This is a genomic window from Aquabacterium soli (genome assembly GCF_003933735.1).
GTDB lineage: Bacteria > Pseudomonadota > Gammaproteobacteria > Burkholderiales > Burkholderiaceae_C > Aquabacterium > Aquabacterium soli.
Genome location: NZ_RSED01000003.1, coordinates 266,964 through 291,087 on the forward strand (window position 1 = coordinate 266,964; position 24,124 = coordinate 291,087).

The window sequence follows — 24,124 nt, forward strand, 5'->3', positions numbered from 1 at the left end:
TGCGCATTCAGCGTGCCCCCGTCAGAACGGCGCGTCGCCCGAAGGCGGCGAGCGGCGGCGGGGGGGCTGATCGGCCTGCTCGGCCGCCACTTCGGCCGCCTTGGCGGCGGCGGTGATGCGCTTGCGCACCACGGGCTTGGGCTCTGCCTGCTGGGCTTCTTCGGCGTCCTTGAGGGCTTGCAGCGTGGCGTCGTCCTCTTCAGCTTCAGCATCGTCCCCATACGAGCCGATGCCCGAGGCGCTGGCGCCCAGGCCCGACGCGTCCTTGGGATCGTCCTTGATCACGCGGGTGTAGGGCGACAGGATCTGCACCAGCTGGCCGTAGATGCGCGGGTTGCCCGCCACCACTTCGCGCTGGAACAGGAAATCGGCCTCGCCTGTGAAGTTGCCCACCAGGCCACCGGCCTCGGTGATCATCAGCGAGCCTGCGGCGATGTCCCAAGGGCTCAGGCCGGTTTCAAAGAAACCGTCATAGAAGCCGGCGGCGACGTAGCACAGGTCAAGCGCGGCGGCGCCCGGGCGGCGCACGCCGGCGCACTGCACCATCACCTCTTCGAACATCTTGAGGTAGCGCTGGAAGTTGTCGCCCTTGCGGAAGGGAAAGCCCGTGCCGATCAGGCTGTCGAGCATGCGCGTGCGCTTGGAGACGCGCAGGCGCCGGTCGTTCATGAAGGCGCCCTTGCCGCGCGAGGCGTAGAACAGGTCGTTGCGGGACGGGTCGTAGACCACGGCCTGCTGCACCTGGCCGCGCCACGCCAGCGCGATGGACACCGCGTAGACCGGGAAGCCGTGGATGAAGTTGGTGGTGCCGTCGAGCGGATCGATGATCCAGACGAACTCGCTGCTCTTGTTGCCCCGCGACTGGCCGGATTCTTCGGCCAGGATGCCGTGGCTGGGGTAGGCCGCCAGGATGATGTCGATGATGGCTTCTTCGGCCGCCTGGTCCACCTCGGTCACGAAGTCGTTGTGCGACTTGGAGCTGACGGTGAGGCGGTCCACATCGAGCGACGCCCGGTTGATGATCGCCCCGGCCGCGCGGGCCGCCTTGATGGCGATGTTGAGCATGGGATGCAGGGCGGCTTGTGACATGTCTGGGGCAGCAAATGGGGTCGAACGGTTGAACGATCTGCAGGCGGTGCTCTCATGGGCACACGCACACAGACACGTACAAGGGACACGGCGACCCCCGCCGGCAAAGCCAGGCCAAGGTCAACAACGGGGCGCAACAGTGGACAAAGAACGAGGGAGAATGACGATTCTAGCGTTTCCCCCAGTTTTTGCCACCCCTTTCCGAGTGGCGCCTGTGTCTTTTCAAGGGCTTGAGCGTGATTTCTGAAGTGAAGCCGGACCCGACGCGGTTCATCCTGATCGGCACCAGCCACCCTGGCAATGTAGGCGCTGCGGCCCGGGCCATGAAGGTGATGGGCTTTTCGGAGCTGGTGCTGGTGCGCCCGCGCTTCGAGGATGTGCTGGTGCAGGAGGAGACGGTGGCCATGGCCAGCGGCGCAGCCGACATCCTGGTCCGCGCCCGGGTGGTGGACACGCTGGCCGACGCGCTGGACGACGTCACCTATGCCATCGCCACGGCCATGACGCCGCGCGATTTCGGGCCGGCCACGATCACGCCGCGCGAGGGCCTGGCCGCGCTGGCCCGCTCGGAAGCGGCGCACAAGGTGGCCTTTGTGTTCGGCAGCGAGCGCTATGGCATGGCCAATGACGATGTCTACCGCTGCCACGCGGTGATGAGCATCCCGACCAACCCCTCCTACGGCTCGCTGAACCTGGCCCAGGCGCTGCAGGTGCTGGCCTATGAATGGCGGCAGGCCCAGGGCGGCTTCGCGGTCGAATCGCGCACGCCGGATCCCGAACTGGCCAGCGGCCAAGCGGTGCAGGGAGCACTGGCGCACTGGCAGAAGGCCCTGGTCGACATCGGCTTCCTGGACCCGGCCGCCCCCAAGAAGCTGATGCCACGCCTGAACCAGTTGCTCAACCGTGCCCAGTTGCGCCAGGAAGAGATCCACATCCTGCGGGGCATCGCCAAGGCCTTGAGCGACCGATGTCGCGGCCAGACGCCCTCCTGAAGGGTGCCAGGCGCGCCTGAACGGCCGCCCCGCAACCATCCCATGGCAGGGCAAGTTCTTTACCCGACCGGTAAACTTGCCGACCTGCATACCAAAAACGCATAAGCGCCCCATGCTCTTTGCCCGCCTGCGAGAAGACATCGCCTGCATCCTTGAACGCGACCCTGCGGCCCGCTCCGCCTGGGAGGTGCTGACCTGTTACCCCGGTCTGCACGCCCTGGCCATGCACCGCCTGGCGCACTGGTGCTGGGTGAACGGTCTGAAGTGGCTGGGCCGCTGGCTGTCGCACTGGGCCCGATTCTTCACGGGCATCGAGATCCACCCGGGCGCCCGCATGGGCCGACGTGTGTTCATTGACCACGGCATGGGTGTCGTGATCGGCGAGACGGCCGAGGTGGGCGACGGCTGCACCATCTACCAGGGCGTGACCCTGGGCGGCACCTCGCTGAGCAAGGGCGCCAAGCGGCATCCCACGCTGGGCAAGGGCGTGATCATCGGCGCCAATGCTCAGGTGCTCGGCGGCTTCACCGTCGGCGACGGCGCCCGCGTGGGCTCGAACGCCGTGGTCACCAAGCCCGTGCCCGAGAACGCCACGGCAGTGGGCAACCCGGCCCGCATCATCGTGGCCAAGGTGCAGGTGCTGGACGAGGACCAGGCCAAGCGCGAAGCGCTGGCGGCCCGCATGGGCTTCTCGGCTTACGGCGTGACCGAGGGCGACGATCCGCTGTCGCAGGCGCTGAAAGGCCTGATCGACCATGCCTCGGGGCATGAGCACCAGATCGCGCTGCTGTGGCGGGCGATCGAGAAGCTGGCCGGCGAGGCCCGCACCGAGGCCGGACGCGATTGCCTGCCCTGCGATGCCCAGAAGACCGAGCATTTCGATGCGGAAGGCTTGAACCGGCTGGTCAAGTGAGCCGGTGAATCGCCTCGGCGGTGCCTGCCCGCCCGAGGCGACAAGGCAGGTCAGCCCAGCAGGTAACCACCGTCCACGTTGAGCGCAGCACCTGTGGTGTAGCTGGCCGCATCGCTGGCCAGGTACAGCGCGGCACCGGCCATCTCCGAAGGCTCGGCCACACGGTTGATCGGCGTGTGCTCCATCACCTTGGACAGGATCGCATCGTTCTTGACCAGGGCCGAGGCGAACTTGGTGTCCGTGGCGCCGGGCAGGATGGCGTTGACCCGCACCTTCATCGGCGCGCATTCCTTGGCGAAGGCGTGCGTCATCGAAATCACGGCCGCCTTGGTGATGGAGTAGATGCCCTGGGCCATGCCCGGGATCACGCCGTTGACGGAGGCGATGTTGATGATCGAGCCGCCACCGTTGGCCGCCATCAGCTTGGCGCCCTGCGAGCACATGAAGAAATACCCACGGATGTTCACGTCCACCGTCTTCTGGAAGGCGCCCAGGTCGGTGTCGGTGATGTGGCCGAAGTAGGGATTGGTGGCTGCGTTGTTGACCAGGATGTCCAGCCGGCCGAACTGCTCGCGCACGGCCGCGAAGGCCGCGTCGATCTGGGCCATCTCGCCCACGTGGCAGGCCAGCACGGAGGCCTGGCCGCCCGCATCGCGGATGGATTGGGCCACGGCCTCGCAGGATTCGGCCTTGCGGCTGGACACGATCACGTGCGCGCCATGCGCGGCCAGCAGCCGCGCGATGGCCTCGCCGATGCCCCGGCTGGCGCCGGTGACCAGGGCGACCTTGCCGCTCAGGTCGAAGGTGTTAGGGGTGGTGCTCATGCGTGTGTTTCTGTGAAATGGCTCAGAGCTTCGATGCCGCGATGATCCGCTCGCAGCGCTGGCCCAGGTAGTTCACGAAAGGCCCGAAGTTGGCGAACGCCGGGTTGGTGGTGCTGCCTTCCTTGAAGCGCTTGTAGATCTGCTGCACGATGCCCATCAGCCTGAACAGGCCGTAGACCGTGTAGAAATCGAAGTTGTCCACGTTCCAGCCGGTGCGCTCACCGTAATAGGCAACCACCTCGTCGCGCGTGAGCATGCCCGGCGCGTTGGTGGGCTGGCGGCGCGAGCCCTGCATGAAGGGATCGTCGTCGGCCTGCACCCAATAGGCCAGCGCACTGCCCAGGTCCATCATCGGATCACCCAGGGTGGCCATTTCCCAATCCAGCACGCCGATCACCTTCATCGGGTCTTGCGGATCGAGCACGACGTTGTCGAAGCGGAAATCGTTGTGAATCAGGCAGATGGCCACTTCCTGCTTGGGCTGCTTGTCGGCCAGCCACTGCATCACCGATTCGAAACCGCCCACGTCGTCGGTGATCGCTGCACGGTAGCGCTTGCTCCAGCCCTCCACCTGGCGGGCCACATAGCCTTCGCCCTTGCCAAAGCTGTCCAGGCCCGTGGCCTTGGGATCGAGCTTGTGCAGCTCGACCAGCCGGTCGATCACGTTCAGGCACAGCTGGCGGGTCTGCGCGGCATCAAGCGCCAGTTCGCGCGGCAGGTTCTGGCGCGGGATGACGCCCACCAGGCGCTCCATCACGTAGAAGGGCACGCCGATGACCTCGGTGTCTTCACAAATGGCGAGGATCTCGGGCACGGTGGGGTACACCGGGCGCAGGGCCTGCATGATGCGGGCCTCGCGCACCATGTCGTGGGCCGACTTGGCGATGTGGCCGAAAGGCGGGCGACGCAGGATCAGGTCGCGGTTGTCGTAGTGGATCAGGTAGGTCAGGTTCGAGGCGCCGCCAGGGAACTGCTTCAGCGTGGGCGTGCCTTGCAGCTGCAGGCCGGCGCCCTTCAAAAAGGCGCCGACGCGCTCGAGATCGACCTCTTCGCCCGCGCGCACGCTGCCGGCATCGTCGATGGGTGCTTTGCTCATGGTGTCTCGCTCTGTGCTTGTCTGTGTCTCGACGAAGGGTCAGGCCGCGCCGCGGGCCGCCCGCTGGCGCGCCAGCTCGAAGCGGGCCACCACCTTGCGGTGCACTTCATCGGGCCCGTCCGCTAGACGGATGGTACGCACATACGAGGCCAGTGCGGTCAAGGGCGTGTCCATGGTCACGCCCAGCGCGCCATGCATCTGGATGGCGGCATCTAGCACCTGCTGGGCCATGATGGGCGCCACCACCTTGATCTGCGAGATCTCGCTCATCGCGGCCTTCACACCCACCGTGTCCATCATCCAGGCGGCCTTGAGGGTGAGCAGGCGGGCCTGCTCGATGCCCATGCGCGCGTTGGCGATGACGTCCACATTGCCGCCCAGCTGATTCAAGGGCTTGCCGAAGGCCACGCGGGTGTCGCCACGCTCGCACATCATGGCCAGGGCGCGCTCGGCGGCACCGATGTTGCGCATGCAGTGGTGGATGCGGCCCGGGCCCAGGCGGCCCTGGGCGATCTCGAAGCCGCGCCCCAGGCCGGCGATGATGTTCTCGCGGGGCACGCGCACGTTGTCGAACACGACCTCGCCATGGCCGAAGGGTTCGTCATACACGCCGAAGGCAGGCAGCATGCGCTCGATTTTCACGCCCGGGGTGTTCAACGGCACCAGGATCATCGAATGGCGCTGGTGGCGGTCTGCATCGGGAGCGGTCAGTCCCATGAAGATCAGGATCTGGCAATGCGGGTGACCAATACCCGAGCTGAACCACTTGCGGCCGTTGATGACGATGTCGTCGCCTTCGGGCACGGCCGTCGCCTGCATGTTGGTGGCGTCGCTGGAGGCGACCTCGGGCTCGGTCATGCAGAAGGCTGAACGGATCTCGCCTTTGAGCAAGGGCGTGAGCCACCGATCCTGCTGTGCGGGCGAGCCGTACATGTGCAGCACTTCCATGTTGCCGGTATCGGGGGCATTGCAGTTGAACACCTCGGCGGCCATGGTGGAGTGGCCCATCAGCTCGGCCAGGGCGGCGTACTCCACCACCCTCAGGCCCGCGCCGTGGTGGGGATCGGGCAAGAACAGGTTCCACAGGCCGGCGGCCCGCGCCTTGGCCTTGAGGTCTTCCATGATCGCCGGTTGGCGCCACTGACGCCAGTCGGCCAGGCCGGTCAGTTGCGCATGGTAGGCGTCTTCCGCTGGCAGCACGTGGTCGCGCATGAAGGTGCTGACGCGCTCGATGTATTCCTGCGCCCGGGGCGAATGGCCAAAGTCCATGGTGTTCTTCAAGGGGTGGTGTGGTTGGCGGAGTTTAGGAATCGCCTTGAGATGAATCAAATGAATTTTTTGAATTCATCTATATTCATGATGTGAATCTTGCGAAACTGGACCTGAACCTCTTCCTGGTGTTCGATGCCATCCACCAGGAGGCATCGCTCACCGCCGCAGCGCGCACGCTCAACCTGAGCCAGCCGGCCGTGAGCCATGCGCTGGCCCGGCTGCGCGAGCACCTGGGCGACCCGCTGTTCACCCGCCAGGGTGGGCGGATGCTGCCCACGCCCTACGCCCGCGCGCTGGCGCCCTCGGTGCAACAGGCGCTGGCCACCCTGCAGGGCGGGCTCAGCGCATCGCCACAGGCCTTTCAGCCCGCCCGTTCGGACCGTATCTTCACGATCGGGATGCCCGACATCCTGGAATCACTCACCCTGCCCAGCCTGATGACGCAACTGCGCGAGCAGGCGCCCGGCGTGAGCGTGCACAGCGTGCGGGTGGAGCGCCACGAGATGGCGGACATGCTGCGCCTGGGCCGTGTGGACGTGGTGGTGGACATCGCCCTGCCGGTGGACACCGAGGTGATGCACACGCGGCTGATCCTCGACCGGCTGGTGGTGGTGGCCCGTGCCGACCACCCTGCCCTGCGGCAGGCCCCGATGAAACTGGACACCTACCTGGCCGCCTCCCATGTGCTGGTGTCGGCGCGGCGCCAGGGCCTGGGGCTGGAGGATTTCGAGCTCAGCCGCCAGGGCCTGCGCCGCCAGATCGGCCTGCGCTGCCGGCACTTCTTCACCGCCTGCCGCGTGGTCAGCCAGACAGACATGCTGCTGACCATGGCCGAGCAGTACGGCCGCATCGCCAACCAGCAATTCGACAACAGGCTACACCCCTTCCCGCTCACTCCGCCCCAGCTGGACGCGCACCTGTACTGGCACGCCAACATGGATCCGGACCCGACCAACCGCTGGTTCCGCCAGCAGGTGATCGACGCGGTTCAGGACGAGCTCGCGCAGGCGAGCCGGCTGGCTTGAGGCAGGTCCCGATGGCGCGGTAACGCGCTCAGCGCGTGCGCACCGCTGTCTTCGGGCGGAACGCCGCGCACACGGCCGGATCGGTGTCGACCCAGGGCCCGCCCAGCAGGTCGATGCAGTAAGGCACGGCCGCGAAAATGCCCGGCACCACCGAGGCCCCCTGGGCATCCTTGAGCCCCTCCAGCGTTTCCGCGATGGATTTGGGCTGTCCCGGCAGGTTCAGGATCAAGGCCTGCTTGCGGATCACGGCGGTCTGGCGCGACAGGATGGCCGTGGGCACGAAGCGCAGGCTGATCTGGCGCATCTGCTCGCCGAAGCCGGGCATCTCCCGGTCGGCCACGTCGCGGGTGGCATCAGGGGTGATGTCGCGCGGTGCAGGGCCTGTGCCGCCGGTGGTCAGCACCAGGTCGCAGCGCTCGTCGTCCACCAGGGCCTGCAGCGTGGCGCCGATCAGCGGGCGCTCATCGGGGATCAGGCGTGGCACCCACTCGATGGGGTTGCGCACGGCCCGGCCCAGCCAATCCTGCAGCGCGGGCAGGCCCTTGTCGACGTACACGCCCGAGCTGGCCCGGTCGCTCACCGAGACCACGCCGATGCGCACGGGCTCCAGCGGGCGTTGATCCGGGGGCACGCTGCTCATCGATCACCGTCCTCGCCATCGTCATCGACGGCATCGGCCACAGGCGGACCGCCGGCGGAATCATTCGCCTCGAGCACCTTCTTGATGAACTGGAACAGCTCGCGGTAGGCGCGCCCGTTGCGTTGCTCAGGCGCCGCAGCGGCGTCCTTGCGGGCGTTGCGCACCAGCGCACGCAACTGCTGCAGGTCCGTGCCCGGAAACTCTTCGGCCCATTGGGTCAGGGTGTTTTTTTCGTCGTTGACGAGGTCGGCGCGCCAGCGTTCCGCCTGGTGCAATGCCAGCGAGTTCTGCGCGTGCCCCAGCTGGAACGTGGCCACGGCTTCGCGCAAGGGCTCGGCGTCGATCAGACGCAGGATCTTGCCGATGTACTGCAACTGGCGGCGCTTGCCCTCGAAAGAGCGCGTGCGCTTGTAGTCGTCCAGCGCATCGCGCAGACGTTCAGGCATGTCGATGGACTTGAGGCGGGCGTCGGGCATGGCCAGCAACTGCTCACCCAGGTCCTGCAACTGGTGACTGGCACGCTTGAGCATGCTTTTGCTGGGCGGGCGGTCGTCGACGGCGCCATCTTCGGGGTCAAAGCCCTCTTCGGGGTCGGAATGGTTCGGATTCATGTCCTCGCTATGATACGGGGGCACTCACCGACACACCACAACATGGCCGTCAAACCTTCCAAGTCCTCCGCCTCCAAAGCCAGCAACGGCTTTTCGTACAGCCGCGAGCAGTTCCAGTCACTGATCGAAGACACGCTGGGCCTGGCCCGCAAGCTCGGGGCCACGGACGCCGGGGCTGAGGTCTCCGAAGGCGTCGGTCTGTCGGTCTCGGTGCGCAAGGGCAAGCTCGAGAGCGTCGAGCGCAACCGCGACAAGTCCATCGGGGTCACGGTCTACCTGGGCCAGCGCCGCGGCAACGCCAGCACCTCCGACTTCTCGCCCGCCTCGCTGGAGCAGACGGTCCGCGCCGCCTACGACATCGCCCGCTTCACCGCCGAAGACCCGGTGGCCGGCCTGCCGGACGCCGAAGACCTGGCCCTGGGCAAGGCAGCCACCCGCGATCTGGACCTGTTCCACCCCTGGAAGGTCAATGCCGACCAGGCGGCCGAGCTGGCCCGTCGCGCCGAAGCGGCTGCCTTGAGCGTGGACCGCCGCATCACCAACTCTGAAGGCGCCAGCGTGTCGGCCCAGCAATCGCACTTCTTCTCGGGCAACACGCGGGGCTTCCGTGGTGGCTACGACAGTTCGCGCCATTCGCTGTCCGTCTCGCCCATCGCCGGGCGCGGCAACGACATGCAGCGCGACTTCTGGTACACGTCCGAACGCGACGCCCGCGACATGGCCAAGCCCGAGGTCGTGGGCCGCTACGCCGCCGAACGTGCCCTGTCGCGCCTCAAATCCCGCAAGATCGCCACCTGCGAGGTGCCGGTGCTGTTCGAGAATACGCTGGCGGCCGGCCTGCTGGGCGCCTACGTGCAGGCCACCAGTGGCGGCGCGCTCTACCGCAAGGCCACCTTCCTGCTCGACAGCCTGGGCAAGCCGATCTTCCCCAAGCACATCGATGTGCTCGAGGATCCGCACATCCTCAAGGGCAAGGGCAGCGCGCCGTTCGACGACGAAGGCGTGCTCACACGCAAGCGCAGCATCGTCAAGGGCGGCGTCACGCAGACCTACTTCCTGTCGAGCTACTCGGCCCGCAAGCTGGGCATGAAGACCACCGGCCACGCCGGCGGCTCGCAGAACCTCACGCTCAAGAGCAAGCTCACCCGCCCGGGCGACGACCTGCCCGCCATGCTGAAAAAGCTGGGCACAGGCCTGTTCGTCACCGAGCTGATGGGCCAGGGCGTGAATTACGTGACGGGTGACTACTCGCGCGGCGCGGCCGGCTACTGGGTCGAGAACGGCGAGATCGCCTTCCCGGTGCAGGAGATCACCATCGCCGGCCACCTGGGCGAGATGTTCCAGCAGATCGTCGCGGTGGGGGCCGATGCCTACACCTACGGCAGCAAGACGGTCGGCTCGATCCTGCTCGAGAAGATGAAGATCGCCGGACACTGAACGCGCGGGCTGTCAATCCCAAGCCACAGCCGCAACGCCTGGGGTAAGCCCCCGGGCGCAGGCGCGCATCAGCGCCTTGCCGCCTCCTAGAATCAACGCGCACCGCCCATCCCGAGGCGGCGCCGTCGATTCGAACAACACCCACGGACCTCAGGAGGCCGCGCCATGCAACGTCGTTCCTTCATCCACCAGGCTGGCCTTGCCGGCATCCTGGCCGCCGGCACGGCGCCGGCCATCGTGCACGCGCAGACCGCACTGCGCTGGCGCCTGGCCTCCAGCTTTCCCAAATCGCTCGACACCATCTATGGCACGGCCGAGGTCTTCGCCAGGAAGATCCATGAGATGTCCGGCGGCAAGTTCCAGATCTCGGTGCACGCGGGCGGCGAGCTGATGCCGCCCTTCGGCGTCGTCGATGGCGTGAAGAACCGCACCGTCGAGATCGCGCACACGGCGCCCTACTACTTCGTCGGCAAGGACGAGACCTTCGCCTTGGGCAGCGCCATCCCCTTCGGGCTGAACGCGCGCCAGATGAGCGCCTGGATGTACGAGGGCAACGGCCTGAAGCTGATGCGCGAGTTCTACGCCCAGTACGACATCATCAACTTCCCGGGCGGCAACACCGGCGCTCAGATGGGCGGCTGGTACCGCAAGCCCATCAAGAGCCTGGACGACATGAAGGGCCTGAAGATGCGCATCGGCGGCTTCGCGGGCAAGGTGATCGAACGCCTGGGCTCGGTGCCACAGAACCTGCCCGGCGGCGAGATCTACCAGGCCCTCGAAAAGGGCACCATCGACGCGGCCGAATGGGTGGGCCCCTACGACGACCAGAAGCTGGGCTTCCACAAGGTGGCGCCCTACTACCACTTCCCCGGCTGGTGGGAGGGTGGCCCGCAGCTCGACTTCTACATCAACCAGAAGGCCTACGACAGCCTGACACCCGAGTACAAGGCCATGGTGGAAGCCGCCTCCGGCCTGGCCCACACCGAGATGCAGGCCCGCTACGACGCCCGCAATCCCATCGCCCTGAAACAGCTGGTGGCCGCCAAGACGCAACTGGTGCAGTTCCCGAAATCGGTGCTGGATGCGGCCTTCAAGGCGTCGATGGACATCTACGAAGAGCTCAACACCAAGAACCCGAACTGGAAGAAGGTCTACCCCGACTTCGCCAAGTTCCGCGCCGACCAGAACATGTGGTTCCGCTTCACCGAGGCCACCTTCGACCGCTACATGCAGAGCGCGAAGCTGTAAAAGGCCTTTCGTCAGGCCACACAGGGCCCTTCGGGGCCCTTTTTTTCATGCGAAACCCCTCGTCGGCTGCTTGATCCACAATGTGAGGCAGCCCGCCACAGCCGTCGGCGGCCCCCGCCAGGATCACGCCACTTTCCATGCGCCGCCCCGACGAGCCGACGCCTCCCGATTGCCAGCCGGCGCCCAGCGCTTCAACGCCGTCCTCGCTGTCCAACCGCGCGTGGCGCGTGCTGGGCACGACATCGTTTGCCATCGGCGTGGCCAACGCCTTCATCCCGCTGTTGCCGACCACCATCTTCCTGCTCATCGGTGTGTGGGCCTACGGCAAGGGCGATCCGGCCATGCGGCAGCGCCTGATGGCGCACCCTCGCTTCGGCCCCGGCTTGCGTCGCTGGGTGGAGCACCGGCAGATCAGCCGGCGTGGCAAGTGGGCCGCCTGCCTGGGCATCGGGGTCAGCGCGGCCATCACCGCCGCCCTGGCGGGCATGAAACCCATCACCTGGATGGTCGATGTGGGGCTGGTGGTGCTGATGGTCTACCTGGCCACGCGGCCGGAGCCGGCCGAGCCGCAAGCCGCGCCCGTCAAGGAGCCGTGACCGGCGGCGGGGTTTCCGTGTCCGGCAGCGCAGGCACCTCCGGCATCACAGGTTCGGCAGACGAGCCAGTGTCTTCGATCTGCATCTCGATATGCACATCGTCCGTGTTCACCTGCGCCTCCTTGTCCAGCCAGTAGGTGACCGACTCGGGCCAGAAGATCACGATGGCCACCAGCACCAGTTGCATCCCCACCCAGGGCATCGCGCCCAGGTAGATGTCCCGTGAGGCGACGGGCTTGGTGATGGCGCCGTTCTTGTGCACCTGATCGGCCACGCCGCGCAGATAGAACAGCGCGAAGCCGAAGGGCGGGTGCATGAAGCTGGTCTGCATGTTCACGCACAGCAGCACGCCGAACCACACCAGATCGATGCCCAGCTTCTGGGCCACCGGGGCCAGCAGCGGAACGATGATGAAGGCGATCTCGAAGAAATCGAGGAAGAACGCCAGGAAGAACACAAAGATGTTCACCGCGATCAGGAAGCCGATCGGGCCGCCCGGCAGATCGGCCAGGAGGTGCTCGATCCACACATTGCCATCCACGCCCTGGAACACCAGCGAGAACACGCTGGAGCCCAGCAGGATGAAGATCACCATGGCGGTGACGCGCACGGTCGAATCCATGGCCTGCCACAGCAGTTGCAGGCTCAGGCGGCGGTGCAGGCCGGCCAGCGCCACCGCGCCCAGCGCCCCCAGGGCCCCGGCCTCCGTCGGCGTGGCGATGCCCGTGAACAGCGTGCCCAGCACCAGGAAGATCAGCACGATGGAGGGCAGCATGCCCCACAGCACGCGCTTGATGAGCGCGGCGCCGCGCAAGGTGCGCGCCTCTGGGGGCAAAGGTGGCACCCATTGCGGCCGCAACACGGCCACCGCCAGCGTGAACAGCAGGAAGATGGCCGTCTGCATCAGCGAAGGGCCGATGGCGCCCAGGTACATGTCGCCCACGGAGCGGCCGAGCTGGTCGGCCAGCACCACCAGCACCAGGGACGGCGGGATCAACTGAGTGATGGTGCCCGAGGCGGCGATCACGCCGGTGGCATAGCGCGCGTCGTAGCCGTAGCGCATCATCACGGGCAGCGAGATCACGCCCATGGCGATCACACTGGCGGCCACCGTGCCCGTGATCGCGCCCAGCACGGCGCCCACCACGATCACGGCAAAGCCCAAGCCGCCGGGCACGCCGCCGAACAGCTGGCCTGTGCCTTCGAGCAGATCTTCGGCCAGGCCGCAGCGCTCCAGCACCGCGCCCATGAAGGTGAAGAAAGGGATGGCCAGCAGCAGCTCGTTGGAGACGATGCCGAAGAGCTTGAGCGGCAGGTTGCCCATGAAGGCTTCCGGAAAGAAGCCCTGCGACACCGCGAAGTAACCGAAGCCCAGGCCCAGTCCGGCCAGCGAGAAGGCCACCGGGAAGCCCATCAGCATCACGATGATCAGGCCCGCGAACATCAGCGGCGCCATCAGTTCCAGCGCGATCACTGCAAGGGCCTTTCGTACTGCGCGTTCATGTCCGACTGGCCGCGCAGGTAGTTCACCCGCTTGAAGAACTCGGACAGGCCTTGCAGGGCCAGCACGGCGAAACCCGCCGGGATCAAGGCCTTGGCAGGCCAGCGCAACAGCCCGCCCGCGCTGGGCGAATGCTCCTGCTGGTGCCACGAATCCGCCACGAACGGCAAGGACAGGTGGATCACGACAGCGCACACGGGCAGCAGCACGAACACCAGCCCCAACGCGTCGATCCAGGCCTTGGTGCGTGCGGAGCGCCCACCATAGACCACGTCAACGCGCACATGCTCGTTGAGCTTGAGCAGCAGGGGGGCGCCGGCGAACACCGCCAGTGCGAACAGGTACCACTGCGCCTCGAGCCAGGCGTTGGAGCCAAGGTTGAAGCAATAGCGGATCACGGCGTTGCCACCACTGATCACACAGGCGGCCAGCAGCGCCCAGGCCGCCAGCACGCCCAGCCAGTGCGACACCCCATCCATCAGGCGGATGTAGGCGCGCATGTCACTCGTCGAGGGCGGTGGCCTGTTGATAGAGCCTGGTCGAGCGGGCGCCGCTGCGGCAGAACATCAGCAGCGGGCGGGGCAGCGCCTTGAGCAGCGCCGCGCACTGTGCGATCTCTTCGGGCGACTGGTAGCCGCCCTGCACCGGCAGGTAGGCGTACTGCAGGCCGGCGGCCTTGGCGGCGGCCTCGATGTCGGCACTGCTGGGCTGATCGGGGCCGCCCTCGAGATCGGGGCGGTTGTTGATCACGGCCTTGAAGCCGGCCTCGGCCGCAGAGGCCATGGCCTCCGGCGACAGTTGCGGCGCGGCATACACGTCTTCAGCGATCGGCTGCACGGACACGGATTGGTTCATGACGATGTGCTCCTGGCTTAACCGGCCAATGCGGCCTTGACGGCGGCCGACACCTGGCCCATGTCGGCCTGACCGGCCAGGCGCTGCTTGACCACGCCCATGACCTTGCCCATGTCGCCGGGGCCCGAAGCACCCAGTTCGATCACGATGGCTTTGACCGCCGCAGCGGTTTCCTCTGCGCTCAGGCGCTTGGGCAGGTAGGCCTCCAGCACCACGATCTCGGATTTTTCCTTGTCGGCCAGATCCTGACGGGCACCAGCCTCGTACTGCTGGGCCGCATCCTTGCGCTGCTTGATCAGCTTGTCGACGATGGCCACGATCAAGGTGTCGTCCAGCTCTACGCGCTCGTCGACTTCCTTTTGCTTCATGGCGGCCAGCAGCATGCGGATGGTGCCCAGGCGCTCGGCGTCCTTGGCGCGCATGGCCGTCTTCATGTCTTCAGTGATGCGTTCTTTCAGACTCATGGTGTGTTTCTTCTTCCGAAAAAGCAAAAGCCCGCATGGGCGTCCCCGCGCGGGCTTGTCGGCAAGTCAGCGCGCCGGTGAAGGCGCATTGTGACCGCAGAAGCGACTGATGCGAATCAGTACAGCTTCTTGGGCAGCTGCATGCTGCGCACGCGCTTGTAGTGGCGCTTGACGGCGGCAGCCTTCTTGCGCTTGCGCTCAGCGGTGGGCTTTTCGTAGAACTCGCGGGCGCGCAGTTCGGTCAGCAGGCCCAGCTTTTCGATGGTGCGCTTGAAGCGGCGCAGGGCGACGTCGAACGGCTCGTTCTCTTTGACACGGATGGTCGTCATTACGGAATCACTTTCAGGATGAATGCACTCACGGGGCTGGGACCATGGCCGCCAGCAACACCGCCAGAATCAATCGCACAGGCCTCCGGGCCGGGCCCGTTCCCGGTTTCCGCCTCCGGTTAAGCAGAGAGAAACGGGTTGCCCAATGGGGTGTGCACGATCTGCATCAAGCAGCACTGCTGGTGGACTTCTTTGCAAAGCATGGCCTCAAAACATGATCCGAAATTGCTCGAATCAAGCAGCCCCACCAATAGAGCCCGCGATTCTACTGCGAATTTGCTGAAAATTCCAGCCCAATCAGGGATTCGATCCGTTCAAACGTTCGATACCCTGGTTTTTCGAATATGCCTCGATGTCCTTGGCCGCGGGCAAGACAGGGTTTTGCCCTTCGGCCAGCGCAGCGGCAGGCCGTTGCGCCATGAGTTCGGCCAAAGGGGCCAGCACGAAGGCGCGCTCATGCATGCGTGGGTGCGGCAGGGTCAGTTCCGGGCGGTCCAGCACCACGCCGCCGAACCACAGCAGGTCCAGGTCCAAGGTGCGGGGGGCATTGCGGTAGGGGCGCTCGCGGTGGTGCGCCAGCTCGATGCCCTGCAGCACCCCCAGCAGCTCACGCGGCCCCAGAGCAACCTGCAAGGCCACGACGGCGTTGAGGAAATCAGGGCCGGTGGCGTCCACCGGGCGGGTGCGGTACAGCGATGACATCGTCTCCACCGCGATGCCAGGCGTGTCGGCCAGGCGGGCCAGCGCATCCTGGAAGGTGGCCCGCACATCGCCCAGGTTGCCACCCAGCCCCACGTAGGCCCGGAAACTGGGCAGGCTCGCGCTCATTCGTCTGACGGACCGGCGCTGCCGCCGCCCTCGCCCGCCGGCTTGCGGCGGCGACGTCGGCGCTTCTTGGCCGGCGCATCGCCACCTGCGGGGCCGGGTTCGCCGTCCTGGCCACCGTGGCCACGGTTCTGGCGCTTGGCGATCTCCTGCTCGCGGGCCACCTCCATCAGGTGGCGGCGCTCATGGTGGTCACCCAGCGAGAAGCCTTCCCACCAGTCGGCCAGCTCGGCATCGACCTCACCCACCTGGGCACGCAGTCGCAGGAAGTCGAATCCGGCGCGGAAACGGGGCTGCTCGACCAACGACAGCGGCGCGCTGCCGATGCGGCGCTCGAAGCGCGGCTGCATGGTCCAGATCTCGCGCATGTCGGCTGCCAGCTTGCCGCGGCCGGAGATGTCGCCGATGCGGGCATCGAACACGGCGTCCGTGGCCTGCTGCAGCGCCGGGAAGGTGTGCTCGCCCTGGGCCAGGTTGCGCTTCCACTGGTCCAGCACGTCGTGCCACAGCAGGCAGGCCAGCAGGAAGCTGGGCGCCACGGGCTTGTCTTCACCCACGCGGCGGTCGGTGTCGGCCAGGGCCAGGTCGATGAAGCGGGCACGATCAGGGTGGTGCTGGCGTGAGCTGTCGAACACCGCATCCAGCACGGGGAAGACACCGCGGTCCAGGCCCTGCTTGCGCAGCTCGTCGAGCGAGGCGCGGGCATGGCCGGTCTGCAGCAGCTTGATCATCTCGTCGAACAGGCGGGACTGCGGCACATTGGCCAGCAGCTTGGCCATGGCCTGCAGGGGCTCGCGCGTCTTGGGCTCGATCTCGAAGCCCAGCTTGGCCGCGAAGCGCACCACGCGGATGATGCGCACCGGGTCTTCGCGGTAGCGCACATCGGGCACGCCGATCATGCGCAGCAGGCGCTTCTTGGCGTCCTTGATGCCACCGTGGTAGTCCACCACCACGCCCGTGCTCGGGTCGTAGTACATGGCGTTGATGGTGAAGTCGCGGCGCGCGGCGTCCTGGTCCTGCGGGCCCCAGACGTTGTCGCGCAGCACGCGGCCGCTGGCGTCCACCACGTGGGACTTGTCGGCCAGCTCCTTCTTGGAGGTCTTCTCGTTGCCCGCCACCTGCTCGGCGTCCATGGCGTCAAGGTAGGCCCGGAAGGTCGAGACCTCGATCACCTCATGCTCGCGCCCGCGGCCGTAGACCACGTGCACGATGCGAAAGCGCCGGCCGATGATGAAGGCGCGCCGGAACAGGCCCTTGACCTGCTCGGGCGTGGCGTTGGTGGCCACGTCGAAATCCTTGGGGCGCAGGCCCAGCAGCATGTCGCGCACAGCCCCGCCGACGATGTAGGCCTCATAGCCTGCGTCCTGCAGTGTCTTGACGACCTTGATGGCTCGCTCGTCCACCAGGGCCACGTCGATGCCGTGCTCGCTCTGGGGGACGTCGACGCGCTTGCCGGTGGGGATGCGTGGTTTGGCGCCGGCCTTGCCAGCGGACGAGGCACGCGGCTTGGCGGGCGCCTTGCGCAGGATTTTGTCAATCAGACTTTTGATCATGAAAAAAGATACAACAGGCGCCAACCACGGGCTTGTGCCTCAGCTTGCAGCGCAGGGCTCGGGTTGGTGGCCACCGGATCCGTGGCCCGGTACAGCAGGGGGAGGTCGTTGGGCGAATCGCTGTAGAAGCTGACGCGCTCGAAATCGGCAATGGACTGGCCGCGTTGCGCGAGCCATTCGTCCACCCGTGTGATTTTGCCTTCTCTGAAGGACGGCACGCCATCTATTTCGCCGGTGACACGCCCCTGGGCGTCGCGCACCAGCTTCACGGCGATCAGATCCGGCACCCCGAAGGCGTCGGCGATGGGCCGGGTGACGAACTCATTGGTGGCCGTGACGATGGCGACCAGGTCGCCGCGCGACTGATGCTGGCGCACCAGTTCCAGCGCCTGCGGCTGCAGGGCCGGGCGGATCACTTCTTCCATGAAACGGTCCTGCAGGGCCCGCTGTTCGGCGGGTTCCAGGTCGCGCCAGACACTGGTGGTGAAGGCGATGTAGTCGTCCAGCACCAGCGTGCCGTCGACGTACTGCTGGTAGAACGCGTCATTGCGGGCCCGGTGCGTCACCGGGTCGGCCAGGCCGACGCGGATGAGGAATTCGCCGAACTCGTGGTCGGAGTCCAGTGGCAACAGGGTGTGGTCCAGATCAAACAGGCAGAGGTTCATTCGGTCTCCTGCGCCAGCATTTGTTTGAGCAAGGGCACGGTCACGAGCCGCTGCTCCGCCAGCGCGAAGCGGTCCAACCGCTCCAGCAAATCCATCAAAAAGCCCAGATCGCGACTGAAATGCGTGAGCAGGTAGGGCAGCACGCCCTCGGCCAGGCGCACGCCGCGGCGCTTGCACTCCTGCTCGAGCACGAGCTTGACGCCCTCCTCGCCCAGCGCCTGCAACGCAAAAACCAGGCCCCAGCCCAAGCGGGTGCGCAGGTCGTCGCGCACGGGCAGGTCCACCGGGGGCACGCGGCCTGCCGCGACGATGGCCATGGTTGACGGGCCCTGGCCGCCAGCCGCCTCGTGTTGGGCCGTGGCCGCGGCATTTTCAATGAAGAGATTGAAGGCCCAATGCTGCTGGGGCGCGTCGAGGGATTCGCAATCGTCCATCAGCACCAGGGTGCCGGCCTGTTCCTGGGGAGCATCCCAGGATTGGAAACCCTGCCGGCCCAACCACAGCACATGCCAGCCCGCGCCCAGGGCCTGGCTGGCCAGGCCACGCAACAAGTGGGTCTTGCCGCAGCCCTGAGGCCCCCAGAGGTAGGTGGGCGTGCCCGGCTGAGCACTGTCCGGCCAGGCCATCAGCCAGGCCAGCACCTCTTCATTGCCCTGCGCAATGAACTGCGTCAGCCCGGCGGGGGCCATGGGCTCGAAGTCCAGCGGCAACTGGCGCATGGACAGGCCCAACGGCAAGGCAGGAGGCAACAGCATGGCGGGCGGCTCGGCCAGCAGGCTCATGGGCGCTCCCCGAGGGGCTGCTCCCCCGGCTTGGCAGGATCGGCCTCCAGCAGCACTTCCGTGGCGTCGCGGCTGGGCTCGGAGCGGAACAGGCGGCTGTGCCGGTAAAGCACCATCAGGCGGCGCAGCACCACCATCAGCAAGGCGCTGACCGGCAAGGCCATCAGGATGCCGACGAAGCCCAGCCACTGCCCGAACAGCATCAGCACAAAGATCACGCCGGCGGGGTGCAGGCCGATGCGCTCGCCCACCAGGCGCGGTGTGAGGAAGAAGCTCTCGATGAACTGGCCCAGCCCGTACACCACGCCCACGGCCACCAGGGGCCACCACAAACTGGCCGAGCCCGGGTCGGCCGCAAACTGCAGCAGGCCGGAGAAAAGGGCCAGGATCAGCCCCAGGCCAAAGCCCAGGTAGGGAATGAACACCGCCAGGCCGGTGAAGACACCGATCGGCAAGGCCAGGTTGAAGCCGAACAGCATCAGACCCACGCTGTAGTACACCGCCAGGATCAGCATCACCATGATCTGCCCCCGCAGGTAACCGCCCAGCACCTCATCGGCCTCGGCGATGAACCCGTCGATGGGCTGGCGCCACAGGGGCGGCACCAGGGAACGGGCTCGGCCCATCAGGTTGGGCCAGTCTGCCAGCCAGTAGAAGGCCAGCACGGGCACCAGCACCGCCAGGCCTGACATGGTCAGCAGCACGCCTCCGCCCATGCGCAACGAACTCAGCAGCGTGCCGGCCCAGCGCTCGCCATTGGTGTTGAACTGCTTGACCACCCAGGGGCGCAGATCGCTGAGTTCCTGCGGTACCCGAACGCCCATCTGCTCCAGCCAGGGCACCAGACCGTGCCAAAGCCGGCCCGCGATTTCTGGCAATTGTTCTCGGAGCATGGGCGCCAGATCGACCACGATGGGCACCAGCAGCAGCAGCAGAAGCATCCCCAGGAGGATGGCGGCCAGCAAGCACAGAGCGGTCCCGGCTGCCCGGGGCACCCCACGGCGCGCCAGGGCAGACACGCCGGGCTCCAGCACATAGGCCAATGCCAGGCTCAGCACAAAGGGGGCCAGCACCAGGGCGTGCCACCACAGCAGCAGGCCGGCGGCCAGGGCCAATGCACTCAGCCCCAGCCAACGGGGCCAGGGCGAAGGCGACGGGGAAGTTTGCGCTTGAGGTGACAGGGGCATGGGGGCGATTCTATCGACCCCCGTGCCCTGCCCCACCGACGCCCCGTCAGATCAACGCCCGCAGGTGGGGCTGTCGTACACGGAGCGACGCGCGGCCTCGATGTCCTGCTCGAACTTGGTCTGGTTGCGCTGGGCTTCAGGCTGGGCCTGGTATTCGGCCACGATCGCCGCCTGGCGGCGCAGGAATTCCGTGCGGCACTCAGCGTCGCGAAGGGCTTGCTCGCTGTCGAGTTTGGGGGCCAGTTGCTCCAGCTTGGTCTTGCAGCCTTCCATCTTCTGGGTGCGCAAGTTCTCGTCGGGCTCCAGATCGGTCAGCAACACCCCGCAGATCAGCAGGGATTCACCCATGGTCATCTCCATGTTGCTCAGGCGCTCGGGCAACTGGTCGAGCAGTTGCTGCGCCAGCGCGTGGCGCTCGGCCGTCTTGGAGGTGTCCTGCAGTGCCTGCCATTGCTCGAAACCGCGCTGGTATCGCAGGTAGGCCGTGATGCGCTTGAGCTCCTTCGCGCCATCCGGCTTGTTGCCCACGGCCTCTTTGAGCGAGCTCCACTCTTGCTGCGTGAAATCCGTCGGGCGGCCGTCCGGGCCCTCTGCAGGCGGCGTGGCCAGATTGACGACAGGGCCGGCGGCGGGCGTGCTGGCCACCTCGGAAGGCGCAGCGGGATCAGCGGACTGGCTGGAGCCATACCACCACCATGCCGCGGTTGCGCAGCCCAGCAGTGCCACGCCGGCGACGAGCCAGACCCAGCGGGAACCAGACGATTGGTCGTACGAAATCATCGTTGCTCTCTCACATTGCAATGCGGCGTATTGTCGGGCAGGCCCGCCATGGCCCACGTTCGGGCTTTACCCGAGGAACTCCGGGCCATTGGCCATCTCCATCGATCGCGTCCATCTTGTTCATGCGGCATGGCACGGAGGGCATGGGGCTGTCAGCCCTTGCCCTACACTTGCGCCTCGCCCTGCCCTTCGCAAGCCTCTTTCGTCACTTTCCATGGATTCGCTCGCTCACGCCCCCCTCCTGACCGCCTCCCTGGGCGCCGTGGTCGGTTACCTGATCGGTTCGCTCTCTTTCGCGGTGATCGTGAGCCGCCTGTTCGGCCTGGCCGACCCGCGCAGCTACGGGTCGGGCAACCCGGGGGCAACCAATGTGCTGCGCTCCGGCCACAAAGGGGCCGCAATCCTGACGCTGCTGTTCGATGCCCTGAAGGCCTATGTGCCGGTGCTGGTGGCCCGCCAGATGGGGCTGGACGACCTGACCGTCACCCTGGTGGGCCTGGGTGCCTTCCTGGGCCACCTGTGGCCCGTGTTCTTCAGGTTCGAAGGGGGCAAGGGCGTGGCCACCGCGGCAGGCGCCTTGCTGGCTTTCGATCCCGCCCTGGGCGGCCTGGTGCTGCTGGTCTGGCTGGGTGTGGCAGTGATCACCCGGTATTCATCGCTGGCAGCGCTGTGCGCCTCGCTGGCCGCCCCGGCCATCCAGTTCTGGCTGCACGGATGGCAGCACCAGACCTGGGGCGTGCTGATCATGAGCCTGCTGCTGATCTGGCGCCACGAGGCCAACATCCGCAAGCTGATCGCAGGCCAGGAAAGCAAGATCGGCCAGAAATCGGCCCCTCCGTCGGCCTGAGGCTCCTGACGCCATGGACCGCAGCCCCCCGCGCAAGGCGTCCTGGCGGTCCCTGCTGGTGATCGTGGCGGTCGTGTGGGGCAGCAGCCAGACCTGGTCTTGGTGGCGGCAGACGCAGGCCACCCAGACCGTGCAGGCACAGGCCCGCGCTGGCGACATCCTCATGCTCACCACCACCGACTGCCCCTACTGCGCAAAGGCGCGCGCCTGGTTCAAGCTGCACGCCGTTCCCTGGCGGGAATGCAACATCGAGCAGCATGACGCCTGCCGCCGCCTATTCGATGCTCAGGGCGCCCCAGGCGTGCCACTGCTGAATGTAAGGGGCCAGTGGCGCCTGGGCTTCGATGCCGACTGGATGGCCACCACGCTCGCGGCAAGGCGGAAGAACTAGGCCGCGTCGTCGGCCACGAACACCAGGCCCAGGGCATCGAGATCACCGCGCCCCTGCCGCACCACACGTGGCTCGCCCGCGCTCAGATCGATCACCGAGGTCGGCTCCATCGGGCAGGCGCCGGCATCCACCACCGCCTGCACCTGCTTTTGCAACTGCTCGCGGATCTCATGGGCGTCGTTGAGGGCTTGCGTCTGCCCCGGCAGGATCAGCGTGGTGGCCAGCAGAGGCTGGCCCATCAGCTCCAGAAGGGCCTGGGTGACCACGTGGTCGGGCACGCGCAGGCCGATCGTGCGACGCGAGGGGTGCGACACCCTGCGCGGCACCTCCTTGGTGGCCTCCAGGATGAAGGTGTAGGGGCCGGGCGTGGCCATCTTGAGCAACCGGTACTGCTGGTTGTCAACGCGCGCGTAGCTGGACAACTCGGACAGGTCGCGGCACAGCAAGGTCAGGTGGTGGCGTTCATCGACCGCACGGATCCGGCGCAGGGCATCCACCGCCGTCTTGTCATCGAGATGGCAGACCAGGGCGTAGCTGGAGTCGGTCGGCACGGCCGCGACGCCGCCTTGCTGCAGAATGGCCGCCGCCTGCTTGAGCAGGCGCGGCTGGGGATGCTGGGGGTGGACTTCGAAATACTGGGCCATCGCCCGAGGGTATCAGGCCTGCCGCATCAAGGCTGGTGGATGCGGTGTTCCAGCGCTTCCCACACGGGCTTCAGGTGGCCGGGCAGGCCGGGCAAGGTGCCCAGGTCTGTGTGGCTTTCTGCCGGATCGTGGAAATCGGACCCGCGCGATGCCAGCAGATCGAACTCCTGCGCCATGCCCGCGTACTCCAGGTACTCGGCCGGCGTGTGGCTGCCCGTCACCACCTCGACGCCCTGCCCGCCCAGCGCCTTGAACTCCGTGAACAGCGCGAACTCTTCATTGGGGGTGAAGGCATAACGGCCCGGGTGGGCGATGACGGCGATGCCGCCGGCGCCTGTGATCCAGCTCAAGGCATCGGACAGCGTGGCCCATCGGTGCTCGACATAGCCTGGCTTGCCCTCCGTGAGGTAGCGGCGGAAGACTTCGTGCGTGTCGTTGCAGATGCCGGCCTCGACCAGGTAACGGGCGAAGTGGGTGCGCGAGATCAGATCCGGGTTGCCCACGAACTTGAGCGCTCCCTCATAGGCTCCGCCGATGCCCGCGCGCTCCAGGCCGGCCGCCATGTCGCGGGCGCGGCGCTCGCGGCCACCGCGCGTGTGGGCCAGGCCCTGCACCAGCGCCAGGTCGTCCGCGTCAAACCCCAACCCGACGATGTGCACGGTCTGGTTGATGAAGGTGACGGAGATCTCGGTGCCAGTGAGGTAGCCCATGCCATTGGCCGCAGCAGCAGCCCGTGCGCGCGCCTGCCCACCCACCTCGTCATGGTCAGTCAGGGCCCAGAGATCGACCCCATTGCGGCGCGCGCGCTCCGCCACCTGCTCCGGGGTCAAGGTGCCGTCAGACACGCTGGAGTGGCAATGGAGATCGGCGTTGAACATGTGAACGGCCATGCGGGTTGAAGCAGCAGCCCTATTGTAGGAACGCCCGCCCCGGTTCTGTGCACCGCAATGTGCAAATCCTTAACGCAGGGAACGGCTCCACGCGTCGATGCTGGCCTGGGTGAGCTCGCTCACGAGCTTGTCGTCGATGGGTTGGCGGTAGCGGAACTTGACGTGCCGCATACCCTTGCCGGCGCCTTGCAGCTCCGGGAAATCGCCCAGCAGCAGCACACCATTGAAGACCTGGAGGTGGGCATTGGCCTTGAACAGCACCAGGGCCAGCAGGTTGTCGCCGTCGTTGGTGAAGACCAGGTTGCCCCACTTCACTTCGGGGCGGAGCTGCGGCGCAGTGGCCAGGATGGCCTTCTGGATGGCTTGGCCCGTTTCGCGTTGTTCGGGACGAACGCTGTCGTAGAACGCGTTGATCAACGCGGGAGATTGCAGGGGTCGGCGCATGGGGGAAAGGCCCAACAAAAAAGGTACTACAAGAGCATTGATACATGACCACCCCCTCCCTGAAGCCCGCAACGGCTTCCGTGTGGTCACACAGCGTCTGATTCCGGATATTGGCTTTTGTTCTTGCGGCACCGAAAAAACTCTCGGGAACCTGCCATTTACCGGACATCATCAACGTGCCCGAAGGCACTCAACACCAACTTGAATCCTACCGCACTCGATGG

At 66.5% G+C, this 24,124-nt stretch carries 28 protein-coding genes; 8 read left to right on the forward strand and 20 right to left on the reverse strand.

The genetic code is table 11. The annotated features are described in order from the left end of the window. Positions 1 to 21: 21 nt before the first annotated feature. On the reverse strand, positions 22 to 1,089 hold the full coding sequence (locus tag EIP75_RS05065) for an inositol monophosphatase family protein (RefSeq protein ID WP_125242141.1): 1,068 nt from the start codon (positions 1,087 to 1,089) through the stop codon (positions 22 to 24). 236 nt (positions 1,090 to 1,325) lie between these two features. Here EIP75_RS05065 and EIP75_RS05070 point away from each other — a divergent pair, with 236 nt between their 5' ends. Together EIP75_RS05070 and cysE are read left to right on the forward strand one after the other, a co-directional pair. Continuing rightward, positions 1,326 to 2,081 (forward strand): RNA methyltransferase, encoded by a 756-nt coding sequence (locus EIP75_RS05070; RefSeq protein WP_233584685.1) that lies wholly within the window; start codon positions 1,326 to 1,328, stop codon positions 2,079 to 2,081. A gap of 112 nt (positions 2,082 to 2,193) precedes the next feature. Then, positions 2,194 to 2,994: a serine O-acetyltransferase gene (gene cysE, locus EIP75_RS05075; RefSeq protein WP_125242142.1), complete on the forward strand. Its 801-nt coding sequence runs from the start codon at positions 2,194 to 2,196 to the stop codon at positions 2,992 to 2,994. Between the two features lie 50 nt (positions 2,995 to 3,044). Here cysE and EIP75_RS05080 read toward each other — a convergent pair whose 3' ends face one another. Genes EIP75_RS05080 through EIP75_RS05090 form a run of 3 tightly spaced genes read right to left on the reverse strand, consistent with a single transcriptional unit; the run spans position 3,045 to position 6,183 of the window. After that, positions 3,045 to 3,818: an SDR family oxidoreductase gene (locus EIP75_RS05080; protein ID WP_125242143.1), complete on the reverse strand. Its 774-nt coding sequence runs from the start codon at positions 3,816 to 3,818 to the stop codon at positions 3,045 to 3,047. Positions 3,819 to 3,840: 22 nt separating this feature from the next. Next, complete coding sequence (locus tag EIP75_RS05085; RefSeq protein ID WP_125242144.1) at positions 3,841 to 4,914, reverse strand: phosphotransferase family protein; 1,074 nt, start codon at positions 4,912 to 4,914, stop codon at positions 3,841 to 3,843. 39 nt (positions 4,915 to 4,953) lie between these two features. Beyond that, positions 4,954 to 6,183 carry an acyl-CoA dehydrogenase family protein gene (locus tag EIP75_RS05090; RefSeq protein ID WP_125242145.1) on the reverse strand — a complete coding sequence of 410 codons (1,230 nt, stop codon included), beginning with the start codon at positions 6,181 to 6,183 and terminating at the stop codon, positions 4,954 to 4,956. A 92-nt stretch (positions 6,184 to 6,275) separates the two neighbouring features. On the opposite strand from EIP75_RS05090, the gene EIP75_RS05095 reads away from it, so the two are divergent. Then, positions 6,276 to 7,211, forward strand: a complete 936-nt coding sequence (locus EIP75_RS05095; RefSeq protein WP_125242146.1) for a LysR family transcriptional regulator — start codon at positions 6,276 to 6,278, stop codon at positions 7,209 to 7,211. A gap of 28 nt (positions 7,212 to 7,239) precedes the next feature. On the opposite strand, the gene mog is transcribed toward EIP75_RS05095, so the two are convergent. Both mog and yjgA read right to left on the reverse strand, forming a co-directional pair. Further along, positions 7,240 to 7,851 carry a molybdopterin adenylyltransferase gene (mog, locus tag EIP75_RS05100; protein WP_125242147.1) on the reverse strand — a complete coding sequence of 204 codons (612 nt, stop codon included), beginning with the start codon at positions 7,849 to 7,851 and terminating at the stop codon, positions 7,240 to 7,242. Next, complete coding sequence (gene yjgA / locus EIP75_RS05105; protein WP_125242148.1) at positions 7,848 to 8,462, reverse strand: ribosome biogenesis factor YjgA; 615 nt, start codon at positions 8,460 to 8,462, stop codon at positions 7,848 to 7,850. The genes mog and yjgA overlap by 4 nt, the downstream gene beginning before the upstream one ends. A gap of 42 nt (positions 8,463 to 8,504) precedes the next feature. On the opposite strand from yjgA, the gene pmbA reads away from it, so the two are divergent. From pmbA to EIP75_RS05120, 3 genes are all read left to right on the forward strand, one after another. Continuing rightward, positions 8,505 to 9,899: a metalloprotease PmbA gene (gene pmbA, locus EIP75_RS05110; protein ID WP_199758494.1), complete on the forward strand. Its 1,395-nt coding sequence runs from the start codon at positions 8,505 to 8,507 to the stop codon at positions 9,897 to 9,899. A 165-nt stretch (positions 9,900 to 10,064) separates the two neighbouring features. Continuing rightward, positions 10,065 to 11,147: a TRAP transporter substrate-binding protein gene (locus EIP75_RS05115; RefSeq protein WP_125242150.1), complete on the forward strand. Its 1,083-nt coding sequence runs from the start codon at positions 10,065 to 10,067 to the stop codon at positions 11,145 to 11,147. 137 nt (positions 11,148 to 11,284) lie between these two features. Next, positions 11,285 to 11,743, forward strand: coding sequence for a YbaN family protein (locus tag EIP75_RS05120; RefSeq protein WP_125242151.1), 459 nt, complete (start codon positions 11,285 to 11,287; stop codon positions 11,741 to 11,743). Here the strand turns inward: EIP75_RS05120 and EIP75_RS05125 are convergent. From EIP75_RS05125 to EIP75_RS05175, 11 genes are all read right to left on the reverse strand, one after another. Continuing rightward, a complete protein-coding gene (locus EIP75_RS05125) occupies positions 11,730 to 13,214 on the reverse strand; it encodes a TRAP transporter large permease (RefSeq protein WP_199758503.1) in 1,485 nt (494 codons plus the stop codon). The genes EIP75_RS05120 and EIP75_RS05125 overlap by 14 nt on opposite strands. Next, positions 13,214 to 13,744 (reverse strand): TRAP transporter small permease subunit, encoded by a 531-nt coding sequence (locus EIP75_RS05130; protein WP_125242152.1) that lies wholly within the window; start codon positions 13,742 to 13,744, stop codon positions 13,214 to 13,216. The genes EIP75_RS05125 and EIP75_RS05130 overlap by 1 nt, the downstream gene beginning before the upstream one ends. A gap of 1 nt (position 13,745) precedes the next feature. Then, on the reverse strand, positions 13,746 to 14,099 hold the full coding sequence (locus tag EIP75_RS05135) for a protein tyrosine phosphatase family protein (RefSeq protein ID WP_125242153.1): 354 nt from the start codon (positions 14,097 to 14,099) through the stop codon (positions 13,746 to 13,748). Positions 14,100 to 14,116: 17 nt separating this feature from the next. Then, positions 14,117 to 14,563 (reverse strand): GatB/YqeY domain-containing protein, encoded by a 447-nt coding sequence (locus tag EIP75_RS05140; protein ID WP_125242154.1) that lies wholly within the window; start codon positions 14,561 to 14,563, stop codon positions 14,117 to 14,119. A 116-nt stretch (positions 14,564 to 14,679) separates the two neighbouring features. After that, positions 14,680 to 14,892 carry a 30S ribosomal protein S21 gene (rpsU, locus tag EIP75_RS05145; RefSeq protein ID WP_012346814.1) on the reverse strand — a complete coding sequence of 71 codons (213 nt, stop codon included), beginning with the start codon at positions 14,890 to 14,892 and terminating at the stop codon, positions 14,680 to 14,682. 297 nt (positions 14,893 to 15,189) lie between these two features. Then, positions 15,190 to 15,720 (reverse strand): 2-amino-4-hydroxy-6-hydroxymethyldihydropteridine diphosphokinase, encoded by a 531-nt coding sequence (gene folK / locus EIP75_RS05150; RefSeq protein ID WP_125242155.1) that lies wholly within the window; start codon positions 15,718 to 15,720, stop codon positions 15,190 to 15,192. After that, positions 15,717 to 17,270 (reverse strand): polynucleotide adenylyltransferase PcnB, encoded by a 1,554-nt coding sequence (pcnB, locus tag EIP75_RS05155; RefSeq protein WP_125242156.1) that lies wholly within the window; start codon positions 17,268 to 17,270, stop codon positions 15,717 to 15,719. The genes folK and pcnB overlap by 4 nt, the downstream gene beginning before the upstream one ends. Beyond that, positions 17,267 to 17,935: an HAD family hydrolase gene (locus EIP75_RS05160; protein ID WP_125242157.1), complete on the reverse strand. Its 669-nt coding sequence runs from the start codon at positions 17,933 to 17,935 to the stop codon at positions 17,267 to 17,269. The genes pcnB and EIP75_RS05160 overlap by 4 nt, the downstream gene beginning before the upstream one ends. Next, on the reverse strand, positions 17,932 to 18,717 hold the full coding sequence (locus tag EIP75_RS05165; protein ID WP_233584686.1) for an HdaA/DnaA family protein: 786 nt from the start codon (positions 18,715 to 18,717) through the stop codon (positions 17,932 to 17,934). Before EIP75_RS05165 ends, EIP75_RS05160 begins: the two co-directional genes overlap by 4 nt. Beyond that, on the reverse strand, positions 18,714 to 19,904 hold the full coding sequence (locus EIP75_RS05170) for an AI-2E family transporter (RefSeq protein ID WP_125242158.1): 1,191 nt from the start codon (positions 19,902 to 19,904) through the stop codon (positions 18,714 to 18,716). The genes EIP75_RS05165 and EIP75_RS05170 overlap by 4 nt, the downstream gene beginning before the upstream one ends. A gap of 51 nt (positions 19,905 to 19,955) precedes the next feature. Further along, the gene (locus EIP75_RS05175) at positions 19,956 to 20,684 is read right to left on the reverse strand and encodes a hypothetical protein (protein WP_125242159.1); all 729 of its coding nucleotides are present in this window, start codon (positions 20,682 to 20,684) and stop codon (positions 19,956 to 19,958) included. Positions 20,685 to 20,925: 241 nt separating this feature from the next. On the opposite strand from EIP75_RS05175, the gene plsY reads away from it, so the two are divergent. Next, entirely contained in the window at positions 20,926 to 21,531 is a 606-nt protein-coding gene (plsY, locus tag EIP75_RS05180; RefSeq protein ID WP_125242254.1) for a glycerol-3-phosphate 1-O-acyltransferase PlsY, read from the forward strand. Between the two features lie 13 nt (positions 21,532 to 21,544). After that, the gene (locus EIP75_RS05185) at positions 21,545 to 21,922 is read left to right on the forward strand and encodes a glutaredoxin family protein (protein WP_125242160.1); all 378 of its coding nucleotides are present in this window, start codon (positions 21,545 to 21,547) and stop codon (positions 21,920 to 21,922) included. On the opposite strand, the gene EIP75_RS05190 is transcribed toward EIP75_RS05185, so the two are convergent. From EIP75_RS05190 to EIP75_RS05200, 3 genes are all read right to left on the reverse strand, one after another. Next, positions 21,919 to 22,566, reverse strand: coding sequence for an L-threonylcarbamoyladenylate synthase (locus EIP75_RS05190; RefSeq protein ID WP_125242161.1), 648 nt, complete (start codon positions 22,564 to 22,566; stop codon positions 21,919 to 21,921). The two genes, EIP75_RS05185 and EIP75_RS05190, sit on opposite strands and share 4 nt — an antisense overlap. 26 nt (positions 22,567 to 22,592) lie before the next feature. Continuing rightward, complete coding sequence (locus EIP75_RS05195; protein WP_233584687.1) at positions 22,593 to 23,444, reverse strand: 3',5'-nucleoside bisphosphate phosphatase; 852 nt, start codon at positions 23,442 to 23,444, stop codon at positions 22,593 to 22,595. Positions 23,445 to 23,525: 81 nt separating this feature from the next. Beyond that, the gene (locus EIP75_RS05200) at positions 23,526 to 23,900 is read right to left on the reverse strand and encodes a DUF1801 domain-containing protein (protein WP_125242163.1); all 375 of its coding nucleotides are present in this window, start codon (positions 23,898 to 23,900) and stop codon (positions 23,526 to 23,528) included. Positions 23,901 to 24,124: the final 224 nt, after the last annotated feature.

Excerpts from the sequence above, each read along its gene's own strand:
- EIP75_RS05065 (WP_125242141.1), bottom strand. The coding sequence starts at position 1,089 with ATGTCACAAGCCGCCCTGCATCCCATGCTCAACATCGCCATCAAGGCG.
- cysE (WP_125242142.1), top strand. The coding sequence starts at position 2,194 with ATGCTCTTTGCCCGCCTGCGAGAAGACATCGCCTGCATCCTTGAACGC.
- EIP75_RS05080 (WP_125242143.1), bottom strand. The coding sequence starts at position 3,818 with ATGAGCACCACCCCTAACACCTTCGACCTGAGCGGCAAGGTCGCCCTG.
- EIP75_RS05085 (WP_125242144.1), bottom strand. The coding sequence starts at position 4,914 with ATGAGCAAAGCACCCATCGACGATGCCGGCAGCGTGCGCGCGGGCGAA.
- EIP75_RS05090 (WP_125242145.1), bottom strand. The coding sequence starts at position 6,183 with ATGGACTTTGGCCATTCGCCCCGGGCGCAGGAATACATCGAGCGCGTC.
- mog (WP_125242147.1), bottom strand. The coding sequence starts at position 7,851 with ATGAGCAGCGTGCCCCCGGATCAACGCCCGCTGGAGCCCGTGCGCATC.
- yjgA (WP_125242148.1), bottom strand. The coding sequence starts at position 8,462 with ATGAATCCGAACCATTCCGACCCCGAAGAGGGCTTTGACCCCGAAGAT.
- pmbA (WP_199758494.1), top strand. The coding sequence starts at position 8,505 with ATGGCCGTCAAACCTTCCAAGTCCTCCGCCTCCAAAGCCAGCAACGGC.
- EIP75_RS05115 (WP_125242150.1), top strand. The coding sequence starts at position 10,065 with ATGCAACGTCGTTCCTTCATCCACCAGGCTGGCCTTGCCGGCATCCTG.
- EIP75_RS05120 (WP_125242151.1), top strand. The coding sequence starts at position 11,285 with ATGCGCCGCCCCGACGAGCCGACGCCTCCCGATTGCCAGCCGGCGCCC.
- EIP75_RS05130 (WP_125242152.1), bottom strand. The coding sequence starts at position 13,744 with ATGCGCGCCTACATCCGCCTGATGGATGGGGTGTCGCACTGGCTGGGC.
- EIP75_RS05135 (WP_125242153.1), bottom strand. The coding sequence starts at position 14,099 with ATGAACCAATCCGTGTCCGTGCAGCCGATCGCTGAAGACGTGTATGCC.
- EIP75_RS05140 (WP_125242154.1), bottom strand. The coding sequence starts at position 14,563 with ATGAGTCTGAAAGAACGCATCACTGAAGACATGAAGACGGCCATGCGC.
- rpsU (WP_012346814.1), bottom strand. The coding sequence starts at position 14,892 with ATGACGACCATCCGTGTCAAAGAGAACGAGCCGTTCGACGTCGCCCTG.
- folK (WP_125242155.1), bottom strand. The coding sequence starts at position 15,720 with ATGAGCGCGAGCCTGCCCAGTTTCCGGGCCTACGTGGGGCTGGGTGGC.
- pcnB (WP_125242156.1), bottom strand. The coding sequence starts at position 17,270 with ATGATCAAAAGTCTGATTGACAAAATCCTGCGCAAGGCGCCCGCCAAG.
- EIP75_RS05160 (WP_125242157.1), bottom strand. The coding sequence starts at position 17,935 with ATGAACCTCTGCCTGTTTGATCTGGACCACACCCTGTTGCCACTGGAC.
- EIP75_RS05165 (WP_233584686.1), bottom strand. The coding sequence starts at position 18,717 with ATGAGCCTGCTGGCCGAGCCGCCCGCCATGCTGTTGCCTCCTGCCTTG.
- EIP75_RS05170 (WP_125242158.1), bottom strand. The coding sequence starts at position 19,904 with ATGCCCCTGTCACCTCAAGCGCAAACTTCCCCGTCGCCTTCGCCCTGG.
- EIP75_RS05175 (WP_125242159.1), bottom strand. The coding sequence starts at position 20,684 with ATGATTTCGTACGACCAATCGTCTGGTTCCCGCTGGGTCTGGCTCGTC.
- EIP75_RS05185 (WP_125242160.1), top strand. The coding sequence starts at position 21,545 with ATGGACCGCAGCCCCCCGCGCAAGGCGTCCTGGCGGTCCCTGCTGGTG.
- EIP75_RS05190 (WP_125242161.1), bottom strand. The coding sequence starts at position 22,566 with ATGGCCCAGTATTTCGAAGTCCACCCCCAGCATCCCCAGCCGCGCCTG.
- EIP75_RS05195 (WP_233584687.1), bottom strand. The coding sequence starts at position 23,444 with ATGTTCAACGCCGATCTCCATTGCCACTCCAGCGTGTCTGACGGCACC.
- EIP75_RS05200 (WP_125242163.1), bottom strand. The coding sequence starts at position 23,900 with ATGCGCCGACCCCTGCAATCTCCCGCGTTGATCAACGCGTTCTACGAC.